The 20649-nt window shown below is 62.4% G+C and carries 27 protein-coding genes and 1 tRNA gene; 16 read left to right on the forward strand and 12 right to left on the reverse strand.

Annotation, left to right across the window (positions count from 1 at the left end; all coding sequences use genetic code 11):
* Positions 1 to 64: 64 nt before the first annotated feature.
* Positions 65 to 871 carry an SAM-dependent chlorinase/fluorinase gene (locus IPK70_08020; protein ID MBK8227109.1) on the reverse strand — a complete coding sequence of 269 codons (807 nt, stop codon included), beginning with the start codon at positions 869 to 871 and terminating at the stop codon, positions 65 to 67.
* A 94-nt stretch (positions 872 to 965) separates the two neighbouring features.
* Between IPK70_08020 and IPK70_08025 the strand changes: the two genes are divergently transcribed.
* From IPK70_08025 to IPK70_08060, 8 genes are all read left to right on the forward strand, one after another.
* Positions 966 to 1922 carry a PhoH family protein gene (locus tag IPK70_08025; GenBank protein MBK8227110.1) on the forward strand — a complete coding sequence of 319 codons (957 nt, stop codon included), beginning with the start codon at positions 966 to 968 and terminating at the stop codon, positions 1920 to 1922.
* Positions 1923 to 2046: 124 nt separating this feature from the next.
* Positions 2047 to 3000, forward strand: coding sequence for a phosphoribosylaminoimidazolesuccinocarboxamide synthase (locus tag IPK70_08030; GenBank protein MBK8227111.1), 954 nt, complete (start codon positions 2047 to 2049; stop codon positions 2998 to 3000).
* Positions 3001 to 3066: 66 nt separating this feature from the next.
* A complete protein-coding gene (locus IPK70_08035) occupies positions 3067 to 4062 on the forward strand; it encodes an NAD-dependent epimerase/dehydratase family protein (protein MBK8227112.1) in 996 nt (331 codons plus the stop codon).
* A 28-nt stretch (positions 4063 to 4090) separates the two neighbouring features.
* Positions 4091 to 5176 carry a glycosyltransferase family 4 protein gene (locus IPK70_08040; protein MBK8227113.1) on the forward strand — a complete coding sequence of 362 codons (1086 nt, stop codon included), beginning with the start codon at positions 4091 to 4093 and terminating at the stop codon, positions 5174 to 5176.
* A gap of 17 nt (positions 5177 to 5193) precedes the next feature.
* On the forward strand, positions 5194 to 6288 hold the full coding sequence (gcvT, locus tag IPK70_08045; GenBank protein ID MBK8227114.1) for a glycine cleavage system aminomethyltransferase GcvT: 1095 nt from the start codon (positions 5194 to 5196) through the stop codon (positions 6286 to 6288).
* Positions 6289 to 6356: 68 nt separating this feature from the next.
* The gene (locus IPK70_08050) at positions 6357 to 7115 is read left to right on the forward strand and encodes a 2-phosphosulfolactate phosphatase (protein ID MBK8227115.1); all 759 of its coding nucleotides are present in this window, start codon (positions 6357 to 6359) and stop codon (positions 7113 to 7115) included.
* On the forward strand, positions 7112 to 8116 hold the full coding sequence (locus IPK70_08055; protein MBK8227116.1) for a S1/P1 Nuclease: 1005 nt from the start codon (positions 7112 to 7114) through the stop codon (positions 8114 to 8116). Before IPK70_08050 ends, IPK70_08055 begins: the two co-directional genes overlap by 4 nt.
* A 2-nt stretch (positions 8117 to 8118) precedes the next feature.
* Complete coding sequence (locus IPK70_08060) at positions 8119 to 8460, forward strand: hypothetical protein (protein MBK8227117.1); 342 nt, start codon at positions 8119 to 8121, stop codon at positions 8458 to 8460.
* Between the two features lie 331 nt (positions 8461 to 8791).
* Here IPK70_08060 and IPK70_08065 read toward each other — a convergent pair whose 3' ends face one another.
* The 5 genes from IPK70_08065 to IPK70_08085 all read right to left on the reverse strand — a co-directional run bounded on the left by IPK70_08065 (position 8792) and on the right by IPK70_08085 (position 13250).
* Positions 8792 to 10015: a 4-hydroxy-3-methylbut-2-enyl diphosphate reductase gene (locus IPK70_08065; GenBank protein MBK8227118.1), complete on the reverse strand. Its 1224-nt coding sequence runs from the start codon at positions 10013 to 10015 to the stop codon at positions 8792 to 8794.
* Positions 10016 to 10081: 66 nt separating this feature from the next.
* Positions 10082 to 10651: a hypothetical protein gene (locus IPK70_08070; protein ID MBK8227119.1), complete on the reverse strand. Its 570-nt coding sequence runs from the start codon at positions 10649 to 10651 to the stop codon at positions 10082 to 10084.
* 67 nt (positions 10652 to 10718) lie between these two features.
* On the reverse strand, positions 10719 to 11762 hold the full coding sequence (gene selD, locus IPK70_08075; protein MBK8227120.1) for a selenide, water dikinase SelD: 1044 nt from the start codon (positions 11760 to 11762) through the stop codon (positions 10719 to 10721).
* Positions 11752 to 12774, reverse strand: a complete 1023-nt coding sequence (gene mnmH, locus IPK70_08080) for a tRNA 2-selenouridine(34) synthase MnmH (GenBank protein ID MBK8227121.1) — start codon at positions 12772 to 12774, stop codon at positions 11752 to 11754. The genes selD and mnmH overlap by 11 nt, the downstream gene beginning before the upstream one ends.
* A gap of 74 nt (positions 12775 to 12848) precedes the next feature.
* The gene (locus IPK70_08085) at positions 12849 to 13250 is read right to left on the reverse strand and encodes a hypothetical protein (protein MBK8227122.1); all 402 of its coding nucleotides are present in this window, start codon (positions 13248 to 13250) and stop codon (positions 12849 to 12851) included.
* A gap of 83 nt (positions 13251 to 13333) precedes the next feature.
* Here IPK70_08085 and IPK70_08090 point away from each other — a divergent pair, with 83 nt between their 5' ends.
* The gene (locus tag IPK70_08090; GenBank protein ID MBK8227123.1) at positions 13334 to 14209 is read left to right on the forward strand and encodes an SDR family oxidoreductase; all 876 of its coding nucleotides are present in this window, start codon (positions 13334 to 13336) and stop codon (positions 14207 to 14209) included.
* A gap of 8 nt (positions 14210 to 14217) precedes the next feature.
* On the opposite strand, the gene IPK70_08095 is transcribed toward IPK70_08090, so the two are convergent.
* Positions 14218 to 15051, reverse strand: coding sequence for a hypothetical protein (locus tag IPK70_08095; protein MBK8227124.1), 834 nt, complete (start codon positions 15049 to 15051; stop codon positions 14218 to 14220).
* 176 nt (positions 15052 to 15227) lie between these two features.
* On the opposite strand from IPK70_08095, the gene IPK70_08100 reads away from it, so the two are divergent.
* Positions 15228 to 15950, forward strand: coding sequence for a tetratricopeptide repeat protein (locus IPK70_08100; protein ID MBK8227125.1), 723 nt, complete (start codon positions 15228 to 15230; stop codon positions 15948 to 15950).
* Between the two features lies 1 nt (position 15951).
* Here the strand turns inward: IPK70_08100 and IPK70_08105 are convergent, their stop codons facing one another.
* A complete protein-coding gene (locus IPK70_08105; GenBank protein ID MBK8227126.1) occupies positions 15952 to 16344 on the reverse strand; it encodes a DUF1987 domain-containing protein in 393 nt (130 codons plus the stop codon).
* An 83-nt stretch (positions 16345 to 16427) separates the two neighbouring features.
* On the opposite strand from IPK70_08105, the gene IPK70_08110 reads away from it, so the two are divergent.
* Genes IPK70_08110 through IPK70_08120 form a run of 3 tightly spaced genes read left to right on the forward strand, consistent with a single transcriptional unit; the run spans position 16428 to position 18410 of the window.
* Positions 16428 to 17228, forward strand: coding sequence for a universal stress protein (locus IPK70_08110; protein ID MBK8227127.1), 801 nt, complete (start codon positions 16428 to 16430; stop codon positions 17226 to 17228).
* A 35-nt stretch (positions 17229 to 17263) separates the two neighbouring features.
* Positions 17264 to 17644, forward strand: coding sequence for a DUF1883 domain-containing protein (locus tag IPK70_08115; GenBank protein MBK8227128.1), 381 nt, complete (start codon positions 17264 to 17266; stop codon positions 17642 to 17644).
* 58 nt (positions 17645 to 17702) lie between these two features.
* The gene (locus tag IPK70_08120) at positions 17703 to 18410 is read left to right on the forward strand and encodes a hypothetical protein (GenBank protein ID MBK8227129.1); all 708 of its coding nucleotides are present in this window, start codon (positions 17703 to 17705) and stop codon (positions 18408 to 18410) included.
* Here the strand turns inward: IPK70_08120 and IPK70_08125 are convergent, their stop codons facing one another.
* Together IPK70_08125 and IPK70_08130 are read right to left on the reverse strand one after the other, a co-directional pair.
* Positions 18411 to 18605, reverse strand: a complete 195-nt coding sequence (locus IPK70_08125; protein MBK8227130.1) for a hypothetical protein — start codon at positions 18603 to 18605, stop codon at positions 18411 to 18413.
* Positions 18606 to 18700: 95 nt separating this feature from the next.
* Positions 18701 to 19096, reverse strand: a complete 396-nt coding sequence (locus IPK70_08130) for a hypothetical protein (GenBank protein ID MBK8227131.1) — start codon at positions 19094 to 19096, stop codon at positions 18701 to 18703.
* A 65-nt stretch (positions 19097 to 19161) separates the two neighbouring features.
* On the opposite strand from IPK70_08130, the gene IPK70_08135 reads away from it, so the two are divergent.
* From IPK70_08135 to IPK70_08145, 3 genes are all read left to right on the forward strand, one after another.
* Positions 19162 to 19235 (forward strand) — tRNA-Ala (locus tag IPK70_08135).
* 22 nt (positions 19236 to 19257) lie between these two features.
* Positions 19258 to 19494: a rhodanese-like domain-containing protein gene (locus tag IPK70_08140; GenBank protein MBK8227132.1), complete on the forward strand. Its 237-nt coding sequence runs from the start codon at positions 19258 to 19260 to the stop codon at positions 19492 to 19494.
* Between the two features lie 11 nt (positions 19495 to 19505).
* The gene (locus IPK70_08145) at positions 19506 to 19916 is read left to right on the forward strand and encodes a rhodanese-like domain-containing protein (GenBank protein MBK8227133.1); all 411 of its coding nucleotides are present in this window, start codon (positions 19506 to 19508) and stop codon (positions 19914 to 19916) included.
* A gap of 61 nt (positions 19917 to 19977) precedes the next feature.
* Here the strand turns inward: IPK70_08145 and IPK70_08150 are convergent, their stop codons facing one another.
* Together IPK70_08150 and IPK70_08155 are read right to left on the reverse strand one after the other, a co-directional pair.
* Entirely contained in the window at positions 19978 to 20133 is a 156-nt protein-coding gene (locus tag IPK70_08150) for a hypothetical protein (protein ID MBK8227134.1), read from the reverse strand.
* A 7-nt stretch (positions 20134 to 20140) separates the two neighbouring features.
* Positions 20141 to 20587: an outer membrane beta-barrel protein gene (locus IPK70_08155; GenBank protein ID MBK8227135.1), complete on the reverse strand. Its 447-nt coding sequence runs from the start codon at positions 20585 to 20587 to the stop codon at positions 20141 to 20143.
* Positions 20588 to 20649: the final 62 nt, after the last annotated feature.

Below are 20649 nucleotides of genomic sequence, written 5' to 3' on the forward strand. Positions count from 1 at the left end.
CACGGCGATTCCTCCTTCGGTAAACCGAGGCGCTGGAATTCTGAACGCTTAGGGGCTAATTGCTCTACCGCTTCGCGCCGAACTCCACGCGAACGGCATCGCCCTCGTGCAGGCCCAGCAGCTTGGAATCGCCGCCGCCGTTGCCATCGCTGCCCTTGTTCACGGCGATCTCCAAGTGCCCGCTGGCATTGAAGAAGGCCAGGCACACGCCGTTGGGCACATCGCCGTAGGTGGAATGGATCTTCGTGAGGTCGTTGGCGGTGCGGCCGAAGCGGATGCGGAACGTGCGCCCGCCGTGCATCTCGTCGAAGAGCGCGCGCTTGATGTTGGTCATCACGTTGCCGTAATGGTCAACGTAGGTGGCGCGGCCCACGATGGCGTTCTCCTGGATCGAGGGCGCGAAGCCGATGAGCTCGCGCAGCGCCGTCATCTTGCGCCCGATGGTCTCTGCCGTGCCGCCGCGCGCCAGGTGGCAGGCCGCTTTCACGAACACCGAGCGCGTAGGGAATGCGGCATGGTGGTCGTCGAGCTTCATGGTGAGCTCGAAGGCCTCGTAGGGCTTGCCCTCGAAGACCAGCGGCAGGATCCCATTGTCGGCGGTGATGAAGTGGTGCCCCTCATGGCGCGCCACCACGTGCGCGGTGATGGCATCGGCCTCAGGGTTCACGCCGATGATGTGGATGCTGCCGGACGGGAAGGCGGGGAAGGCGTTGCGGGCCACATGCGCCGCCATGGCCGTGTGGAAGGGCTTCACCTCGTGCGTGATGTCCACCACCGTTGCGCCCGGCTCCTGCTGCATGATCGCCGCCTTCACCACGGCCACATAATGGTCCTTGGTGCCCATGTCGGTGGTGAGGGTGATGATCGCCATCGCGCGTGGTGGATAGCCTCTACCTTCGGGCGGTCAAAACTAGAGGGCGGTGAAACGCCATTCCGGGAAGTTCTCAACACACCGCCGCTGAACCTTGAGCGAGAAGCTGATCACCATCACGGGCGTTGATCCCGTGGATATCCTCGGCGCCAACGACGCCAACCTGCGGATCATCCGCAGCCTCTTCCCCAAGCTCAGCCTCGTGGCGCGCGGCGACACCGTGAAGGTGAGCGGCGCCCCCGAGGACATCGCGCTCTTCGACGCGCGCTTCGCGGAGCTGCTGGGCCATGTGGCCAAGTACAACGAGCTGCCGCGCAAGGTGCTCGACGATATCATGGGCGGCGGCGATGCCCCCCGCGATGGCGGAGACGGTGAGGACGGCGTGCTCGTGTTCGGCAACGCCGGCTTGCGCGTGAAGGCCCGCACGCCCAATCAGCAGCGCTTGGTGGAGGCCGTGCGCGAGAGCGACATGGTGTTCGCCATCGGCCCGGCCGGAACCGGCAAGACCTACACGGCGGTGGCCCTCGCGGTGAAGGCGCTGAAGGAGCGCAGCGTGCGCCGCATCATCCTGACACGTCCTGCGGTGGAGGCGGGGGAGAACCTCGGCTTCCTGCCCGGCGACCTGCGCGAGAAGCTCGATCCTTACCTGCAGCCCCTGTATGATGCGCTGAAGGACATGCTCCCGGCAGCGCGCCTGAGCGAATACCTGGAGGAAGGCGTGATCCAGATCGCGCCGCTGGCTTTCATGCGCGGCCGCACGCTCGACAATGCCTTCGTGATCCTCGATGAAGCGCAGAACGCCACGCTCCCGCAGGTGAAGATGTTCCTCACGCGCATGGGCCGCAACGCCAAGTTCGTCATCACCGGCGATGTGACCCAGGTGGACCTGCCTGACCGGCAGCCCAGCGGATTGATGCCGGCGGTTGATATGCTTCGGCAGGTGCCGGGCATCGCCATCATTGAGCTCGATGTGCGCGACGTGATCCGGCACGAGCTTGTGACGCGCGTGCTGGGCGCGTTCGCGGAGCATGAGCGGAAGGGGGAGGGATGAGGGGAGGGAATTTGAATGAAGAATGAAGAATGAAGAATGTAGAATGAAGAATGGAGAATGTAAAATGGAGAATGGAGAATGAAGAATGGAGAATGAAGAATGAAGAACGAAGAAGGGGACTAGCATGACCACGACCGATACCACGCTCATCCGCAGCGAACTGAGCCACCCGTTGATCCAGAAGGTCTATCGCGGCAAGGTGCGCGATGTGTATACCCTGAGCGATGGCCGCATCATCCTGGTGGCCAGTGACCGCATCAGCGCATTCGATGTGGTGCTGCCGCGCGGCATCCCGCACAAGGGCCAGGTGCTGAGCCAGCTCAGCTGGCATATGCTGAAGGCCACGGCTGCCATCGCTCCGAATTGGGCCACCGCCCAGCCCGATCCCAACGTGGTGATCGGCCACGCCTGCGAGACGGTGAAGGTGGAGATGGTGGTGCGCGGCTTCCTTGCTGGCCATGCCTGGCGCACCTATGCCGAAGGCAAGCGCATGCTCTGCGGTGCCCCGCTCCCGGAAGGATTGAAGGAGAGCGATCGCCTGCCCGGGCCGATCATCACCCCCAGCACCAAGGCCGACGAGGGCCACGATGAGGACATCACGCCCGATGAGATCCTCTCGCGCGGACTGTGCACCTCCGAGGAATGGTCAACCATGAGCCGCTATGCCCTGGCGCTCTTCGCGGAGGGATCACGCATGGCCGAGGAGCGCGGCCTGCTGCTCGTTGATACCAAGTACGAATTCGGCCGCGCAGCCGATGGCCGCATCCTGCTCATTGATGAGGTGCATACGCCCGACAGCTCGCGCTACTTCCATGCCGATGGCTTTGCTGAACGGCAGGCCAAGGGCGAGCGGCAGAAGCAATTGAGCAAGGAGTTCGTGCGCGAGTGGCTCATCGCCGGCGGCTTCATGGGCAAAGAGGGCCAGCAGGTGCCGGTGATGGACGATGCGTTCGTGCAGAGCGTCACGGACCGCTATGTGGAATTGTATGAGCGGATCACGGGCAAAGCGTTCGTGCCCGCGGATACCAGCGACATCAATGCGCGCATCCAGCATGCGCTGAATGAGCACCTCGGCTGATCGCGGCTGGCATCCACGCGCACCTGCCAACGTCTTCAACCGCCATCTTCGCCCCAATCCATTCGCATGCCCGTTTCACTCGTCACCGGAGGCGCCGGCTTCATGGGCGCCCATGTCGTCAAGGAATTGCTGTCGCTAGGACACACTGTTGTGGCGCTCGATGACCTCAGCGGCGGCTTCGCCGATCAGGTGGATCCGCGCGCCGTCTTCGTGCAAGGCAGCATCACCGACCATGACCTGGTCGAGCGCCTCTTCGCCGAGCACCGCTTCGATTACGTGTACCACCTGGCCGCTTATGCCGCCGAGGGCCTCAGCCATTTCATCCGCCGCTTCAACTACACCAACAACCTCATCGGCAGCATCAACCTGATCAATGCCAGCGTGCGCCACGGGGTGAAGTGCTTCGTGTTCACCAGCAGCATCGCCGTGTACGGGGCATTGCCGCCGCCCATGCGCGAGGACATGGTGCCCAAGCCCGAGGACCCCTATGGCGTAGCCAAGTATGCCGTGGAGATGGACCTCTACGCCGCCCGGCACATGTTCGGGCTGGAGTACGTGGTGGTCCGCCCGCACAACGTCTATGGCGAGTACCAGAACCTCGGCGACCGCTACCGCAACGTGGTGGGCATCTTCATGAACCAGTTGATGCAGGGCCAGCCCATGACCGTGTTCGGCGATGGCGAGCAGAAGCGCGCCTTCACCTACATCGGCGATATCGCGCCGATCATCGCCACGGCGGCGCTCACGCCCTCGGCCTTCGGTGAGGTCTTCAACGTGGGCGCCGACACGCCTTGCACCGTGAACCAATTGGCCACGCTGGTGCAGGAGGCGATGGGGATCAAGGGTGAAGTGAGACACCTCGACGCCCGCAATGAGGTCGTCTTCGCCTTCAGCGACCACAGTAAGGTGGAGCGCATCTTCGGCAAGCGACGGGAGACCACATTGGCCGAAGGACTTGCGCGCATGGCGCCCTGGGCCAGGGCAACCGGCGCCCGCGAGAGCAGCCGATTCAGCCACATCGAGATCGAACAAGGCCTGCCGCCGAGCTGGATGGTGAAATAGGCCCCGGCTATCTTCGGCCGCCCATCCGATGCCCTCGATCCTCTTCGTGGCGCCGCACCGCGCGGGCCGCAATCCCAGCCAGCGCTTCCGGTTCGAGCAGTACATGCCGCATCTGGAGGCCCAGGGCTACCGCTGCGAGCTGAGCTATCTGGTGGGTCCCAGCGACGACGCCTACTTCTATGCCCCCGGCCATTTCCTCAAGAAGCTGCGCTTCGTGGCCAAGTGCTTCATGCACCGTCAGCGCGACCTGGCCAGGCTCAAGGAATTCGACATCGTCTTCATCCAGCGCGAGGCCTTGATGACCCGCAGCACCTGGTTCGAGCGCCAATGCCGGAAGCTCGGCGCGCGCATCGTATTCGATTTCGACGACAGCATCTGGCTCAGCAACGTGAGCGCCGCCAACCGCCGCTGGCGCTGGGTGAAGGACGCGGGCAAGACCAGCAAGCTCATCGCCCTGGCCGACCGCGTTTTCGCCGGCAACGATTACCTGGCCGATTACGCCCGGCAATTCAATGCCAACGTGCACGTGGTGCCCACCACCATCGACACCGATGAATACACACCGCGCACGAGCCGTTCTCCCGGTCCCGTGTGCATCGGCTGGAGCGGCAGCATCACCACCATCCAGCATTTCCAGTACGCCATTCCGGCGCTGAAGGCCATCCACGAGCGTTTCGGCGATCAGGTCTGCTTCCGCGTGGTGGGCGACGGCAGCTTTCGCGTGCCGGAACTGGGCATCACTGGCCTGCCCTGGCGGAAGGACACCGAACTCGATGACCTGCGTGCCATGGACATCGGCATCATGCCACTCCCAGATGACGAATGGGCGCGCGGCAAATGCGGCCTCAAGGGCCTGCAATACATGGCCCTCGGGATCCCCACCCTCATGAGCCCGGTTGGGGTGAACTCCGAGATCATCCAGAACGGCGTGAACGGATACTTGCCGCGGACCACCGAGGAATGGGTGGACAGCATCGCACGCTTGATCGCTGATGCCGACCTTCGCCGCCGCATGGGGGAAGAGGCACGGCGCACGGTGGAAGCACGCTATTCGACCCGCGCCTGGCGCGACCGCTACCTCCAGCACTTCAACGAAATCCTGCAACGCACATGAGCGAGACCACCACCGAATTGAAGCGCACCGCGCTCACCAGCATCCACGAATCGCTCGGCGCCAAGATGGTGCCCTTCGCAGGCTACCTGATGCCTGTGCAGTACAGCGGCGTCATCGATGAGCACAGCACCGTGCGCAATAGCGTTGGCGTATTCGATGTCAGCCACATGGGCGAATTCATCGTGCGCGGCCCGGGCGCCTTGGACCTGATCCAGAAGGTGACCAGCAACGATGCCAGCAAGCTCACCGTTGGCAAGGTGCAGTACAGTTGCTTGCCCAACGCTACGGGTGGCATCGTTGACGACCTTCTGGTGTACCGCATGCAGCATCAGGACGATCACCATTACGTGCTGGTGGTGAATGCCAGCAACATCGAGAAGGACTGGAATTGGATCAACAGCCTCAACACCTTCGATGCGAAGCTGGAGAACATCAGCGATCACATGAGCCTGTTGGCCGTGCAAGGGCCCAAGGCCGTGGACACGCTCAAGGGATTCTTCACGGAGGACATCGCGAGCATGCCCTATTACACGGCCATGTACGCCGAGATGAAAGGCGTGGGCCTGGTGCTCATCAGCACCACAGGCTACACCGGTGCAGGCGGCTACGAAGTGTACATGCCGAACCCGCTGGCGGAGAAGGCCTGGCACGCGATCATGGAAGCGGGCAAGCCATTCGGCATCAAGCCCACCGGCCTTGCCGCGCGCGACACCCTGCGCCTCGAGATGGGCTTCTGCCTCTATGGCAACGACATCGACGACACGACCTCGCCGATCGAAGCCGGACTGGGCTGGATCACCAAGTTCACCAAGGACTTCACCAACAGCGCGGCCATAAAGGCGCACAAGGACAATGGCACCTCCCGCAAGCTCGTGGGCTTCGAGCTCATTGACCGTGGCATCCCGCGCCATGGCATGAACGTGGTGGACGCGTCCGGAGCCGCGATCGGCGTGGTCACCAGCGGCACCATGAGCCCCACCCTCAACAAGCCCATCGGCATGGCTTACGTGCCCTCGGCGCTGAGCGCGCCCGGCTCTGCCATCAGCATCGATGCGCGCGGCAAGCAGCTCAAGGGCGTGGTGATGAAGATGCCCTTCCTCACTCAGGGCTGATCATCGGCGTTCTCCCACGGGCGCCTTCGTTCACGCTTGATTGCGTATCTCTGTGGGGACTTCTCCGCATGCAGGAACCCATCGTCAATAGCGAGTACAAGTACCGTGTGGAGGCGTGCTTCGTGCCCACGCAGTACCCGCTCTACGCGCAGGACATGGGCATCGTGGTGGTGATCGATGTGCTGCGCGCCACCAGCGCCATGGTGGCTGCCTTCGAGCATGGCGTTGACCGCATCATCCCGGTGAGCACCATCGAAGAGGCCCGTCAATACATCGGCCGGCCGGGCTACATCGCCGCGGCCGAGCGCAACGGCGAAGTGGTTGAAGGCTTCCAGTACGGCAATTCGCCGCTCGCATACGTGGGGCAGGACCTGCGCGGGAAGACCATCGTGATGACTACTACCAACGGCACCAAGGCCATCAACCTGGCCAAGGATGCCCGCAAACTGGTGATCGGATCATTCCTCAACCTCAGCGCGCTGAGCGAATGGCTGGTGAAGCAGAATGAGAACATCCTGCTGCTCTGCTCCGGCTGGAAGGACAAATTCAACCTGGAGGACAGCGTATATGCCGGTGCCGTGATGGAACGCCTGCTCGACAGCGGGAAATTCGGCGTGGAAGAGGACAGCAGCATCGCCGCCAAGTACATGTTCATGGCCGCGCGCGACAATTTCCTCAGCATCCTGAAAGCCGCGCCGCGTCGGCGTCGCATCGAGCAGCTTCACCTGCTCCCCGATGCCAAGTACTGCCTCACGCCCGATCAGAGCCGTGTGATCCCCATGCTCCGCGACGGGGAACTCGTGCGCATGCCGCCTGAATCCATATGATCCGCCGCACCCTCATCTGCTTGCTCCTCCTCGGCGCCGTGGCACTGCTGCTGGCACCTGGCACAGCGCCCACCGCCAACGCTTGGGGCTTCTATGGCCACAAGCGCATCAACCGCATGGCCTGCTACACGCTGCCGCCCGAGCTCTTCCCTTTCTTCAAGCGCCACATCGATTTCATCAGCGACCACGCCGTGGATCCCGACCGTCGCCGCTATGCCGTTGCCGGTGAGGCCGAGCGCCACTACATCGACATCGACCATTATGCCAAGGGCGGCCAGGATCCCTTCGCCGCGATGCCCCGTAAATGGAACGATGCCGTGGCCAAGTACAGCGAGGATACCCTGAAGGCCTACGGCATTGTGCCATGGCACGTCGAAGTGATGCACGGCCGGTTGGTGAGAGCCTTCATGCGCGGCGATGTGGACCGCATCCTCCGTTATGCCGCCGATATCGGCCATTACATCGGCGATGCGCACGTGCCCTTGCACACCACCGAGAACTACAACGGCCAGCTCACCGGCCAGCACGGCATCCACGCCTTCTGGGAGAGCCGAATACCCGAGTTGAGCGCCGAGAACTATGATCACCTCGTGGGCCGGGCCGAATACGTGAAGGATCCGCTCTCTGCAGCTTGGGAGGCCGTGTTCGTGAGCCACCAGTTGCTCGATAGCGTGCTGGGCATCGAGAAGCGCCTGAGCCAGGAATTCCCCGAGGACCGTCGCTACACCTTTGAGGACCGTGGACGCGGCGGCATGCGCCTCTACTCCCGTGAGTATGCCGAAGCGTATGAGGACAAGATGCAAGGAATGGTCGAGCGCCGCATGAACGCCAGCATTGCCGCGGTGGGCAGCTTCTGGTACACGGCATGGGTCGATGCCGGCCAGCCCGACCTCGACCGATTCGAGCAGAAGGACGTGAGCGACTCACTCAAGGCGGTGCTGCGCGCGGAGGAGGAGTTGTGGAAGGAGCGGCAACAGGGCTATGGCCGCGATCATGAATAGGCATGCCCACCGACATCGACCGGTACATCCGTGATGGGCTTGAATTGAAGAAGCACGGCCGCACCGGCGCGCAAGTGCGCGAGTGGTTGGCGGCGGAAGGCCTGGGGCCGGATCAAATGGCCTTCATCCTGCAGCAGATCGGCAAGGCTGAGCTGAAGGTGCATGCGCAGAAGGATCCCGGCAGCTACAGTTACTTGAAGGGCTTCATCGGCGCACTGCTCATTGCCGCAGGCGCTTGGTCGACCTTCATCTTGTGGAAGAACGGTGCCATGCTGTCCATGGCCGGTGCCGTGCCGATCATGTTGATGGTCGGCGGTGCCATGATGCTGGGATCGCGGAAATGAATCGCTGGCGAAAATCATCGCATCGGCCCCGCCATGCCCTTACATTCGTCCCACTGTTCTTTCCATCGCACTATCGAGCATCACATCGGCCATCAGGCCGTCAACGCGAAGCCCGCATAGTCCAGCTGTTCATCGGAACCAACAATTTCCATCAGGGACTGCACCCTGGGTGGCGTACGGCGGGCCTCAGCCGCTTTCGGGCGGATGCCTTAGGGCACAAGAGGATTACGGAAACCATCATCGCGGTCCCGCCCATGTGATTCCATGGGTTCCTTGAACCTGGCGCTGTGCGGGCTTTTCTTTTCCCTTCGCAGCAAGAGCGGCCCGCTGCTCAAATGGCCAGGTCCGCAACGGCCCGTTCCGGGTCCTTCGCCCCCTCCACGTATCCAAGCACCTTCAGCATCACGCGGTCAAGCAGCGTGTCCGGGCAACTGGCGCCGCTGGTAATGATGATGGTGAGCGGGCGCTTCGCGGGCAGCCAGTTACGCGTGCTCTCCATGGCGTGCGCGGGGTAGTTGAAGTGCTGGATCGATTCCGCGCTGAGGATCTCGCTCTCGTCCTGGATGAAATAGGTGGGGAACTTCTGCTCCAGCAGTTCAACCAGATGGCTGGTGTTGCTGCTGTTGTAGCCGCCCACCACGAGGGCGAGGTCGGCATCGGCCTTCAGCAATTCGTAGGTAGCGTCCTGATTGTCGTTGGTGGCGTAACAGAGCGTGTCGCGCGTGTCGGCGAAGTGGTTCTTCAGTCCGGCTTCTCCATGCTTCGCGGCCATCACTTGCTTCAAATGGTCGGCGATGGCCTGTGTCTCCGTGGCCAGCATGGTGGTCTGATTCACTACTCCGATGCGCTGCAGGTCCTTGGCCGGGTCGAAGCCCGGTGTGCAGCGCGTACCGAACAACTCGTGGAAGCGTGAAGCAGGAAGTTCACCGCTGATGATGCGGCCGAGCTCCTGCGCCTCAGCCATGTCCTTCACGATCACCGCGGGCGCTCCGGCGGCGGTGTGGCTGAAGGTGGCGCGCGTCTCTTCGTGCCTGGCCTTGCCATGGATCACCACGGTGTACTGCTTCTCGCCGAGCTGCGCGCTGCGGTTCCACACCTTCTCCACGAAGGGGCAGGTGGTGTTGTGCTTCAGCGGGTCGATGCCGATGGCCTTGAGCCGCGCTTCGGTCTCGAGCGTGGTTCCGAAGGCGGGGATGATCACGATGTCGTCGGCGGTGAGCTCGCTCCAGTCCATGAGCATCTGGCCATGCGTGTCCTGGATGAAGCGCATGCCGCGCGCGGTGAGGTCATCGTTCACCGCGGGGTTGTGGATCATCTGGCTGAGCAGGAATATCCGCTTCCCGGGGTTCTCTTCCAGCGCCTTGTAGCTGATCTCGATGGCATTCTCCACGCCATAGCAGAAGCCGAAGTGGCGGGCGAAGACGAAGCGGACAGGACCCAGGTCGAGCAGTGAAGGAGAGAGGTCGCGCTTGCGCGGGTCCTGTGCTTTACGGTGGGCCTTGAGCCTGCCGACCAGATTGCTGCGGTAGTGCGTAGGGATGGTAAAGGCGCGCATGCGGGTGCTTCAGCGTTCGGCGGTGAACGCCAAAGGTACCGGTGCGGTTCGGGCAGCAGCGATGCGCTACTTCTTGCCCAGCACCACCTTGTCCTTGTGCTCCTGGCGCAGCTTGCCGTGGAAGAACCAATCCATGATGCCGTAGTGCAGGCCCTTCAGCTTGCCGCTGCGGTGCTTGCCCAGCACGGCGCGGCGGCCGCTGAGCTTCTGCAAGGTGCGCGTGAGCTTCACCTCCACGCCGGCCTTATTGGTCTTGGGCTCGTTCTTCTTGGCCCACGCGATGCTGTGCGCAAGCAATTCCTGCTTCGTGAGCAGTCGGTTGGCGCCGGTCACCGCGGCCACGATCATGTTGTCCCAGCTGTTCAAGCGGTAACCGCCCACAACGCGGCGTTTCTTCGGACGGCCGAGCTTGCGGCGCCTGCCCTTGCCGCTGCCGGGCGGGCGGCCCGGACCGCGCTTGGGTGCTTCGCCATCGGCCGGTGCTGCCTCGTTCAGTGCCTTGCTCGCGCGAAGGGTCTTCAGTTCACTGATCGCCTTGCGCACGCGGTCGAGCTTGTACATGAGCAAGCGCCGCTCGCCGAAGAGTTCGCCCAGCAAGCGGTCGAGCTCTTCTTTCTTCAATCGTTCCCGAGCCATGATTCAATAGTTAAGTGGATGGTGTGCCTGTGCGGCGAAGCTAGGTGCGTTCCCTAAAACACGGCCGCTATGACACCAGCACCCATGGGCCGTCGACCTGCTCTCGAAGAAGGCCGATGAGTGAGGCGGGCGTGCCATGCGAAGCGCAGATGGCTGCAACGGCCTCTACGGTCTCTTCGGAAGCAGAGATCAACAAGCCGCCGCTGGTCTGCGGGTCGCTCAAGAGCATCATGCGCTCCATCGCACCGGCGCCTTCCACCTTGGTACTATATGATTTCCAATTGCGGAACGCACCATCGGGATAGCAGCCTTGCTGCAGGTAGCTGCGCGCTTCGGGGATCACCGGTACCCGATCGAGGTCGATCGTTGCGCGCAGGCCGCTTCCCTCGCAGATTTCCAGAAGGTGGCCGAGGAGGCCGAAGCCGGTGACGTCGGTCATGGCATGCACCCCGGGCAATGCACCGAGCGCTTCACCCGCCCTGTTCAGCTGAACCATGACATCGGTGCCGATGCCCGCATGCTCCGGCTTCAAGGCCCCGCGCTTCATGGCCGTTGCCATGATGCCTAGTCCGATGGGCTTGGTCAGCAGGAGCGCATCGCCCGCTTGGGCCGTGTTGTTGCGCTTGACATGCGCGATCGGCGCTTCGCCCGTCACGGCCAAGCCGAAGAAGGGCTCGGGCGCATCGATGCTGTGGCCGCCGGCGAGCGCGATGCCGGCTTGATGGCAGGCGGTGCGTCCGCCATCCAGCACGCGCGCGGCCAGTTCTGCAGGCAGCCTCTCCACCGGCCAGCCGAGTATGGCGACGGCAAGCAATGGCCTTCCGCCCATGGCGTACACATCGCTGAGCGCGTTGGTGGCGGCGATGCGGCCGAAGTCGAAGGCATCATCGACGATGGGCGAGAAGAAGTCGGTTGTGCTGATCAAGGCGCGTCCACCGCCGATGTCGTACACCGCGGCATCGTCCTTCGAGCCATAGCCCACGAGCAGCCTCGTGTCCGGGAAAGTGCCGAGCTCACTATTAAGGACCTGGTCGAGCACGGCGGGCGCGATCTTGCATCCGCAACCGGCACCGTGGCTGAATTGGGTGAGGCGGAAGGGTTCAGGTGGCATGGGCCAGGGTGATGGCGCGTTGCGCAAGGCCGCGAAGGTCGGTTGCGGTGGCGGGCAAGCGGAGCACGCGCGAAGGGTCGCGCTGCGAAGCGCCGCGCGCATAGGTCTTGTCGTAGTAGGTGAGCATGATCAAGGCCACGGTGCGCAAGTCGCCGGCAGCAAGCGCTTCGATCGCGGCCTTGCAGTGCTGCGGACCAAGGCGCTTCTCGATGCGCTTCACCGCTGCGGCCAGATCGTTGGGGTCAAAGCGGCCATAATCCTCCACCAGCCGGTCAGCGCGTTCGCCTTGCGGCATCTCCGCGAAATAGAGCATCGCCGTGCGCATGCTGTTGAAGAAGGCATCAGGGATCTTGCAACGGCCGATCATGATGCTCTCGTCCTCCACCCAGATGGGCTTATGCGCTTTGCGGCTGCTCAAGGCCAGCCAGAGCAGGTTCTCGAATTGTTCAGTCGTAGGCTGCGGCGATTCGCCCAAGGCGCCGAACGAAGAACCCTTGTGGTGCGCCAGCGCTTCGAGATCGATGACCTGCTCGCCGAGTTCGCGCAGATGCCGCAGTGTTTCGGTCTTGCCCGTGCCGGTGTAACCGCCCAGCACTCGCAGGTCCACCTCTTCCGCGAACGAAGCAAGGAGGTGATTCCGGAAGGCCTTGTAGCCGCCGCGCAGGGTGCTCACTTCGGCGAAGCCGGCTCTGTCCAGCAGCCAGGCCACGCTGGCGCTGCGTTCGCCGCCCCGCCAGCAGTGCACGCGGATGCGCCCATCCGGCGCCAAGGCACGCGACTGCTCAACGATGGGGGCCAGTTTTGGGCCCACGATCCGCAAGCCTTCGAGCACGGCGGCCTCGCGGCCGACCTGTTTGTACAAGGTGCCCACAATGGCACGCTCTTCATCGGTGAATAGCGGAATGGAGCTAGCGCCCGGGATGTTCCCTTGCGCGAATTCCTTCGGTGAGCGAACGTCGATGATGGGCGCGGTGAGCCCGAGGAAATCAGGCGGGCCAAGGGCGCGGAGCATGGAGCGGGAGGGGAAGCAGTGGGCGGCAGGCAGCGCGCAATCGGGGACCGCCTTCTGTCAACCGCTGACGGTGTTCATGTGATCGGATTGAGCATCACGCTGAACACGGTGATGCTGTTGGGGTCGCGGTCGTAGAATAGCTTATCGAGGGCCTCGAGCACATTCTTGGCGCGGAAGTAAGAGGTCTGCAGGCCGTTGTCGCCGCGGGCGCTCCATTGCACGGTGTAGCTGCTCGTTCGCTCCTTGTAGGTCTTCACGTAGTCGAGCATCTCGCGAAGCGCATCCACCTTGTCGCTGCCGGTGGTGGCGTGGAAAAGGAAGCTCTGGTTGTGGTTCGGGTTCACCGTGATCAGGTGCAGCTGCGACTTCTTGCCCTTTGCGGAGAAGCTGAAGACGAGGCTGTCCTTGCCCAAGCCGATGTAGTTGCCGATCTCCTTCTGCAGGCGGGCGGTTTCCAGGTTGCGGTCCTTGGTCATTGCTGGTGATTGGGTCGCCGAAGTTACCAGCGGCTGCGGCTGCGGATGCAAGCTCCGGGTATCTTGGCCGCAAACCGATGGCGATGGAACAGAAGGCTCCGATGCTGCGCGATGGCGCGCTCAATGGCATGGTGGTGGTGATCACGGGCGGTGGGACGGGCCTGGGACGGAGCATGGCCGAGCAATGCCTGCGCTTGGGCGCACGCGTGGCCATCACCAGCCGAAAGCAGGTATCGCTCGACAAGGCGACCAACGAGATGGCGGCCCTCGGTGAGGTGATGTCCGTGGCCTGCGATGTGCGCGAAGCCGATCAGGTTGACGCCATGCGCGATGCAGTGCTGGCCCGTTGGGGAAGGATCGACGCGCTCGTGAACAACGCGGCGGGCAATTTCATCAGCCCCACAGAGCGGCTCAGCCCGAAGGCCTTCCGCACCATCATCGACATCGTTCTCATCGGCACGGTGAATTGCTCGCTCAGCTTCGGCAAGCATTGGATCGCGAAAGGGGAGAAGGACAGGTGCATGCTGAACGTGGTGACCACGTACGCATGGACCGGCTCGGGCTACGTGGTGCCCAGTGCGTGCGCGAAGGCGGGCGTGCTGGCGCTCACGCGATCGCTCGCTGCCGAGTGGGGGCGCCATGGCATCCGCACCAATGCAGTGGCGCCGGGGCCATTCCCCACCAAGGGTGCTTGGAGCCGCCTGCTGCCCGGCGAGCTGGTGGAGAAGTTCGACATGCGCAAGAAGGTGCCGCTTGGCCGCTTGGGCGAGCATCACGAGCTGGCCGATCTCATCACCTATCTGCTCTCGCCTTACAGCGCCTACATCAACGGCGAAGTGGTCACCATCGATGGCGGCGAATGGCTGAAGGGCGCAGGCCAGTTCAATCTGCTGGAGCAGATCGAACCGGGCATGTGGGACGCGATCGAGCTGCTGGTGCGCGGCACGAAAGGGAGCTGAACCGCTCCTTATTCAACCACCACCACCAGGTACTTGCTCACGCTCCAGAACGCGTTGGCATCGGTGATCACGAGTCTCTCCCCGTTCTCGATCCGGTAGCTGCCAGCCGGATGCGTGGTGGCCAGCTTGGCTTTCTTGGCCGCCAGCGTGATCTCTTGCGTGCGGGTGATGTCGATCTGCGTGAAGTAGTCCTTCGGCAGGTTCTCCGCGTTCAGCTTGTTCACCGAACCGATGCCGGCCACGCCGCCCTCCTTGGTGAGCACGCCGTTGGAACGCAGCTCTTTAGCGGTACCGATGGCGTAATAGGCCGTGTTCAGGTCCATCCGCTGCATGTCGCTCAGCTGGCTCTTGTCGCGGTACATCTCGATCAAGGTGGCCAATGAGCTGTTGGAGCTGGCGAGCTGCTCCTTCAATGAACCGATCTCCTCATCCTTCTCGGCAATGCTGCCTTCGAGCCCGGCGATGGTCTTTTCCAGCTCGCCGATGCTGGCAGCTGACGCCTTCGCCTGCTTGCGCAAGCGGGCGATCAGCTCTTTGTTCTCGCTGATCAAACCATCGATGCTTCCGAGGTCCTCCATGATGCGCTGCTCCAGATCAGCTTTCTCCACGCCATCAGCGGGCTGTCCGAGCTGCCCCTGCTTGGCGCGTATGGTGCGCAGGTTGTCGCTGATGCGGTTGATGGTGCCGAACAACGCATTGATGGTGCTGTCCCGCTCAGCCACTTGAACCTGGGCCCGGCTGGCGTCCTCGGCAAGTTGCTGGTACTGCGGGTTCTCCGTGGGGTCGCCTTCACAGGCGGCGAGGATGGCAAGGGCCGGGAAAAGGCGGAAGGCGGTGCGCATGGCAGTGGATTATTGGGCAGAACGCTGTTCGGCGGCTGTTTCGTTCAAGGCCGCGAAGGTATTCGGCCATTGGGCAACAGGCAGGGCACGGAGTGCGTATCAACGCCGACCGGTGGGAACTGCGGGTGCTTCCTTGGGAGTGCCGTGTTCGACCCGGGTACCTTCGGCCAGTCCCCATGCGGATCGCGCTCCTCGTCCCTTTCGTGCTTGCTGCTTGGGCCGCTCGTGCCCAACCCGAGCAGAGCCTCACGCCGGAGTTCGCTGGCATGAGCGCGAAGGAGCGGGCCCGTGTGGCCAAGGCCGAACAAGAGAATGCCGCCAAGGACGTTCGTTTCCAGGGTGTCATGACCGAGGCGGAAGCCCTCTTTCAACAGCAACGTTTCGATGAAGCGCTGGAGAAATACAAGGAGGCGCGATCGCTGCGTCCGCTGAATGTGTTCCCGAAAGTGAAGATCCAGGACCTGCAAGCGCTGATTGCCAAGCGTGATGCGGAGGCCGCGAAGGCAAAGCTCGCTGAGCCCGAGCGAACGGCGCCGGAGGTGAAGGTTGAGCTTGACCCCGACCCTGGGACGAAACCGACTGCAACCGCTGCCGGATCGTTGCGTCCGCCTGTTATCGAGCAGAAGCAGGTGGTTGTCCCACCGGTCCGACACGAGATCAAGAACACAGCTCCGCAGGTGTCAGAGTCCGCAAGGGAACAAGCAGCCGCGAAGCCGGATGGCATACAAGAGCGCACGTATGTTGAAGGCAGGGCCGTGGTCTTGGAAAGGCGGGTGTCGCGGAACGGGGTGGAGATTGTCTACCGCAAGGTGACGCATCCTTGGGGCCAAGTCGTGCACTTCCGCGATGGCATTGCCATCAGTGAGCGGGAATGGGTCGAGGCGGCTTCCGGCCGGTAGGTCAAACGAGATCCTCCACCAGCTTCACCGGGAACTCCAGCAGGCTCCGGAAGTCGTTTCCGGCTTCTTTCATGTCCAGGTCGTCGGGTGCATGCCGCCATTCAAGCACGACTTTCGACTGGCCGCCAGCATGCATGTCCTCGAAGCGCTTGAGCAAGTCGAGCAGGTACTTGGCGGTGCTGGAATTGAAATAGGTGAGGCCGATCCGGATCACGGTGCGGGGGAGCGGGGCGCCAGCGTATGCCTCTACGGCATCGAAAAGGGGGTCGTAGACCCGCTGAGCATTCTCAGGAATTGAACAGCCGGTCAACTCCAGCAGGCCCGTGGCGGGTTCGAAGAGAATGGAAGGCGCCTTCTCCGTGGGGCCGGAACGGAAGGCTGGCAGGCTCGGCATTGGGGCGAAAGTAAAAGGATGAGGACTGTGCTTTCCGTGAATCCATCCGCCGCATACCTTTCAGCGGCCCATCCGACTACCCCATGAGCATCCGCACGATCGTCGTCCCTTACGATTTCTCTGACTGCGCCACGGACGCACTGCGTGTGGCCGCAACCATTGGCCGCGCTACCGGCGCCTGCATCGATGTGGTGCATGTGTATGAGCAGATGACCGATTTCCATCCGGAGAACCAGAAGCTCCGCGAGGACATCGAGGCCCGGCTCGACCGCGTGCCCGAATTGACCTTCCTGGATGGCCTCGAGCTGAAGAAGTTCATGCTGCGCCAGCTCTCCCTCACCGAAGTCTTCAAGAATGACCGGATCGCCGCCGCGGACCTGATCGTGATGGGCTCGCACGGCGCCACCGGGCTTCGCGGCATCGTTGGGTCCAACACCCAGCGGATCGTGCGCACCGCACCCATGCCCGTGCTCGTGATCAAGCAGCACGCCGAGGTCCTGCGGGTCGATGATCTTGTCTTCGCCAGCAATTTCAGCCCCGCGGATGTGGAGAAATTCGACGCTTTCAGGCCGGTGATCGAGGTCTGGAATCCGCGCATCCACCTCTTGAAGGTGAACACGCCGAAGTCCTTCGAGCGCAGCGAGGACAGCACTAGGGCCATCGACGCCTTCCTGCAACGGCACGAGCTCAGCAAGTACACGGCCACCATCTATAATGACCTCAGCATCGAAGAGGGAATCCTGAATTTCAGCCGGAGCATCGATGCCGACATGATTGCGATGGCCACCCACGGCCGCAAGGGCTTCTTCCATGTGGTGAACGGCAGCCTCACCGAAGACATCGTGAACCATACCAACTTCCCAGTGCTCAGCGTGAAGCTCTGAGCCCCACTATATTCGACCCCGAACAAGCAAGCGCCATGAAGTTCCTGCACAAGACCTTCGAACTGAAGAAGAAGGAGATCATCGAGGTTGACATCGATGTGGCCACCAAGGTGAAGTTCATGACCGGCCGCGATTTCAAGCACTACAAGCAGGGCAAGACCCACACCTACTACGGCGGCTTCTTCGAGGAATCGCCTGTGCGGTTCGTGGTGCCCTTCGAGTCCGTTTGGAATGTGGTGGTCGAGAAAGGGACCTTCCGCAATCCAATGGAGGTGAATGGCAAGTGCGGCGTTCTGCCGCCCAATAGCACGGTGCGCTCAACCGTAGCCAGTGACGCCCCTGAGCATGTGCGCCTGGCCGAGGCGGCTGAAGCCGAAGGCGCCGGCGAATTGCCTGAGCCCGAGCAGGGCCTGTGATGCCCACGAACTGATCGGCGACCGACAGCGTTATCCGTACGCAACAGAGATCGTACCGATGGCCACGAATACCGAGCGCGAGCGGCTGGAAAAGGTCCTCTTGGGACAAGCCAGCGTACTCCAAGAAGTGCATGAGCTGCTGGCTGATGAAGCTCACCGCGATGAACTGTTGCGCGCCTGTTTGCGCGCCTCACGAAGACCGATTCCGATTGATCTGCCGGTTGCCGAGCCTGAAAGGGTCTACTCGCTCAGTGCCATCCGTGCCCTCTGCATCAAGCATCGCCTTCGGTTCCTCGAAGGTGCCTATTACAAGGGGGCCATCCCGGGCCAAGCCATCTATGGCATGAGGCAGGTCGAGCGGCGCGTCGGACAAACCGTGACGAGTTACATGATCATGGCCCCGTCGGGGCAGTTCAAGCTCTGCGATAGCGAGGTCGATCCCTTGCTGTTCGTCCCGATTGGCGGTGATCAGTATTACTTGGTCGCGCGCTGGGGCGGCGACCTATCGCCAGTGCGGGCCTTCGCGTTCTGGGTGGTGCGAAAGCCGGTCAATCTGGCCTTGGCGGTGTTGGCGGCCTCTGTGCTGCTCGCTTCGCTCATGCCATCGAGCCTGATTGGCGATGCGGCTTATCCGCTAATGAACGGCAAACGGCTGCTGTTCCTTTTCTGGAGCTTCATGGTGATCAGTGGCTTCACCCTCTTCGGATGGTTCGCCTTCTTCGGGCAGTTCAGCAAGGACGCCTGGAACAGCCGCTATTTCAACTGATCACGGTTTTCGACCCAGTCCTGCGGACAGGGCTGGCCTGCAAACGCAAGCGGTGCGGAACCACCGCTTCAATTCTTCGCGCTCCTCCGGCAGTAAGCGCTTGAAGGCCTTGCGCAGCTCTTTCCTGAAGGTGCGATGGTCTGCGTGGCTGATCTTATCGAGGACCTCTTGGTAGTAGCTTACGGGGGCGCGCATGGATGTGGATTGCTTGGCCGATACGTCAGTGCTGGACGGCTTGTTTCGTCCCTCGCTTGTTCGGATGCTCAGCGATCGGCGCGGGCAGAAGCGCATCAACGCTTCTTGCTCCGAACAGGCTGGGCCTCAACGATCCAATTGCGCCCGGCTCGTTGGTGCACAACGAACCGGCGAACTCGGAACCCGAGCGGGGTGCAGGCCCGAAGGGTCCAGGTGCCAGTTCTGACTTCCGAAAGGTCGAAGTCCATCCGTTCAGAGGCTTCGAACTGTTCCACCACGTTGCCATTGGCATTGAGGAGGTCCACCCGGTAAGTGCCGGGTGGGAAACGCATTTCCACGATATCCGGGTCATTCGTCTCCAACATGGCGATTCGCTCATCGTCAGCGGTCATGGCCGGTGCCGTAATCGGCATGTAAGCCAGATCGCCTTGGGCTAATGCGCCTTTTGAGCTCGCGGCCAGCGCGAGCGCGAGGAATACGCTCCGTTGCATGGCGGCCTCATACGGCACGGGGCACCTTGCGGTTCGCCGATCCTTCGCAACTTCGCCCACCCCTCGGGGCTGTAGCTCAGCTGGCCAGAGCGCGTCGTTCGCAATGACGAGGTCGTGGGTTCGACTCCCATCAGCTCCACCCGAACTGGAAACGGTGCACCATGTCCACCATCATTGATGTGAGAACCCCTGAGGAATTCGCAGAGGGGAATGTGCCCGGCTCGGTGAATATCCCGCTCGATCTGCTCCCTCTGCGCATTGAGGAAATCCGACGCATGGAGCCGCCTATCGTTCTCTGCTGCCGCAGCGGCGCACGTAGCGGGGTTGCCTTGGGCATGCTGCAGGCTGCTGGTCTTGAACAGGCGGCCAATGGCGGTGGTTGGACGGCACTGCTCTAATGGTAAGCAACATGAAACACGCATTCCTCCTCGCCTTCAGCTCCCTGGTACTTTCGCCTTGCGCGCTCGCTCAAGTGCAAGCTCCGGTTCAATCCGCAGCGAAGGCGGCGCCGCAGGAGCTGCCCCCGTCCGAATTCCAGCGGCTTGCAGCTTTGGGCACCCACCAGTTGATTGATGTGCGGACGCCCCAGGAATTCAGCGGCGGCCACCTTGCCGGTGCCATCAACCTTGACTGGACAGCGGCGGACTATGAGGCCGCGTTCTCGCGCATTGACGCCAGCAGGCCCGTGCTCTTGTATTGTCACAGTGGAGGTCGCAGCGAACAGGCGTTGGAGCACTTGGTGGGCAAGGGCTATCGCGTGCAGCATCTCGAGGGGGGGATCGCTGCATGGCGCAAGGCCGGCTTGGTGGTGGTGAAGTAGGCCCGCTTCGAACGAGCAACGCCCCCTGATGCCAGGAGGCGTTGCGCGAGGAGATGGGCGCCTACTTATCGTCGTCGCCGAGATTGATCCCTATCGTGAGGCCGTAGGTGAGGTAACGGGAGCCGATGTCCTGAACCGTAGGATTATCACTGAAGACCCGGCTGAGTCCGAAGCTCACGCCCGGTTGCACGGTGAATAGTCCCATGTCGAAGCCCAAGGCGGCATCAAGGTTCAGGGAGCCCTTTGCGGTAATCGCCACGGTTGTACCCGATTTCGTCGTTGCGGTTGTCGACGCTGAGCAGCACGTCGTAAGTGGGTCCCACCATGAAGCGCAGGTCGAACTGGTAGCTATCGATGATCCGGTAGCCTACCAATGCATTCAGTTTCAGGTTGGTCCGAACCAGGTCGTCCTCGAAGAGGAGTGTGTCGTTGTTCAGCACTTTGTAAGCCGTTGAGCTGCGACCGAAATGCGCTCCAGGCTGGAAGAAAAGCCGGTTCCCGAAGCGCAGGTCGGCGCCGAGCTGCCAGCCCACATTGGCCTTGTATTCCAAGCCCAGGCCTGGATTCGTGATGTTCTGGAAGTTGACTCCCGCTTGCGGGTTGATCTGGACTTGGGCGGCCGCGTTCACGGTTAGCAGGGCGGCAGCAAGGACGACGAGTTGCTTTTTCATGGTTGGCCTTGTTTGGCAGCCGCGGTTTGCGAATCGCGTGCCAGCGAACCTGCTACCGGTCA

It is taken from the genome of Flavobacteriales bacterium, from assembly GCA_016712535.1.
Taxonomy (GTDB): domain Bacteria; phylum Bacteroidota; class Bacteroidia; order Flavobacteriales_F; family PHOS-HE28; genus PHOS-HE28.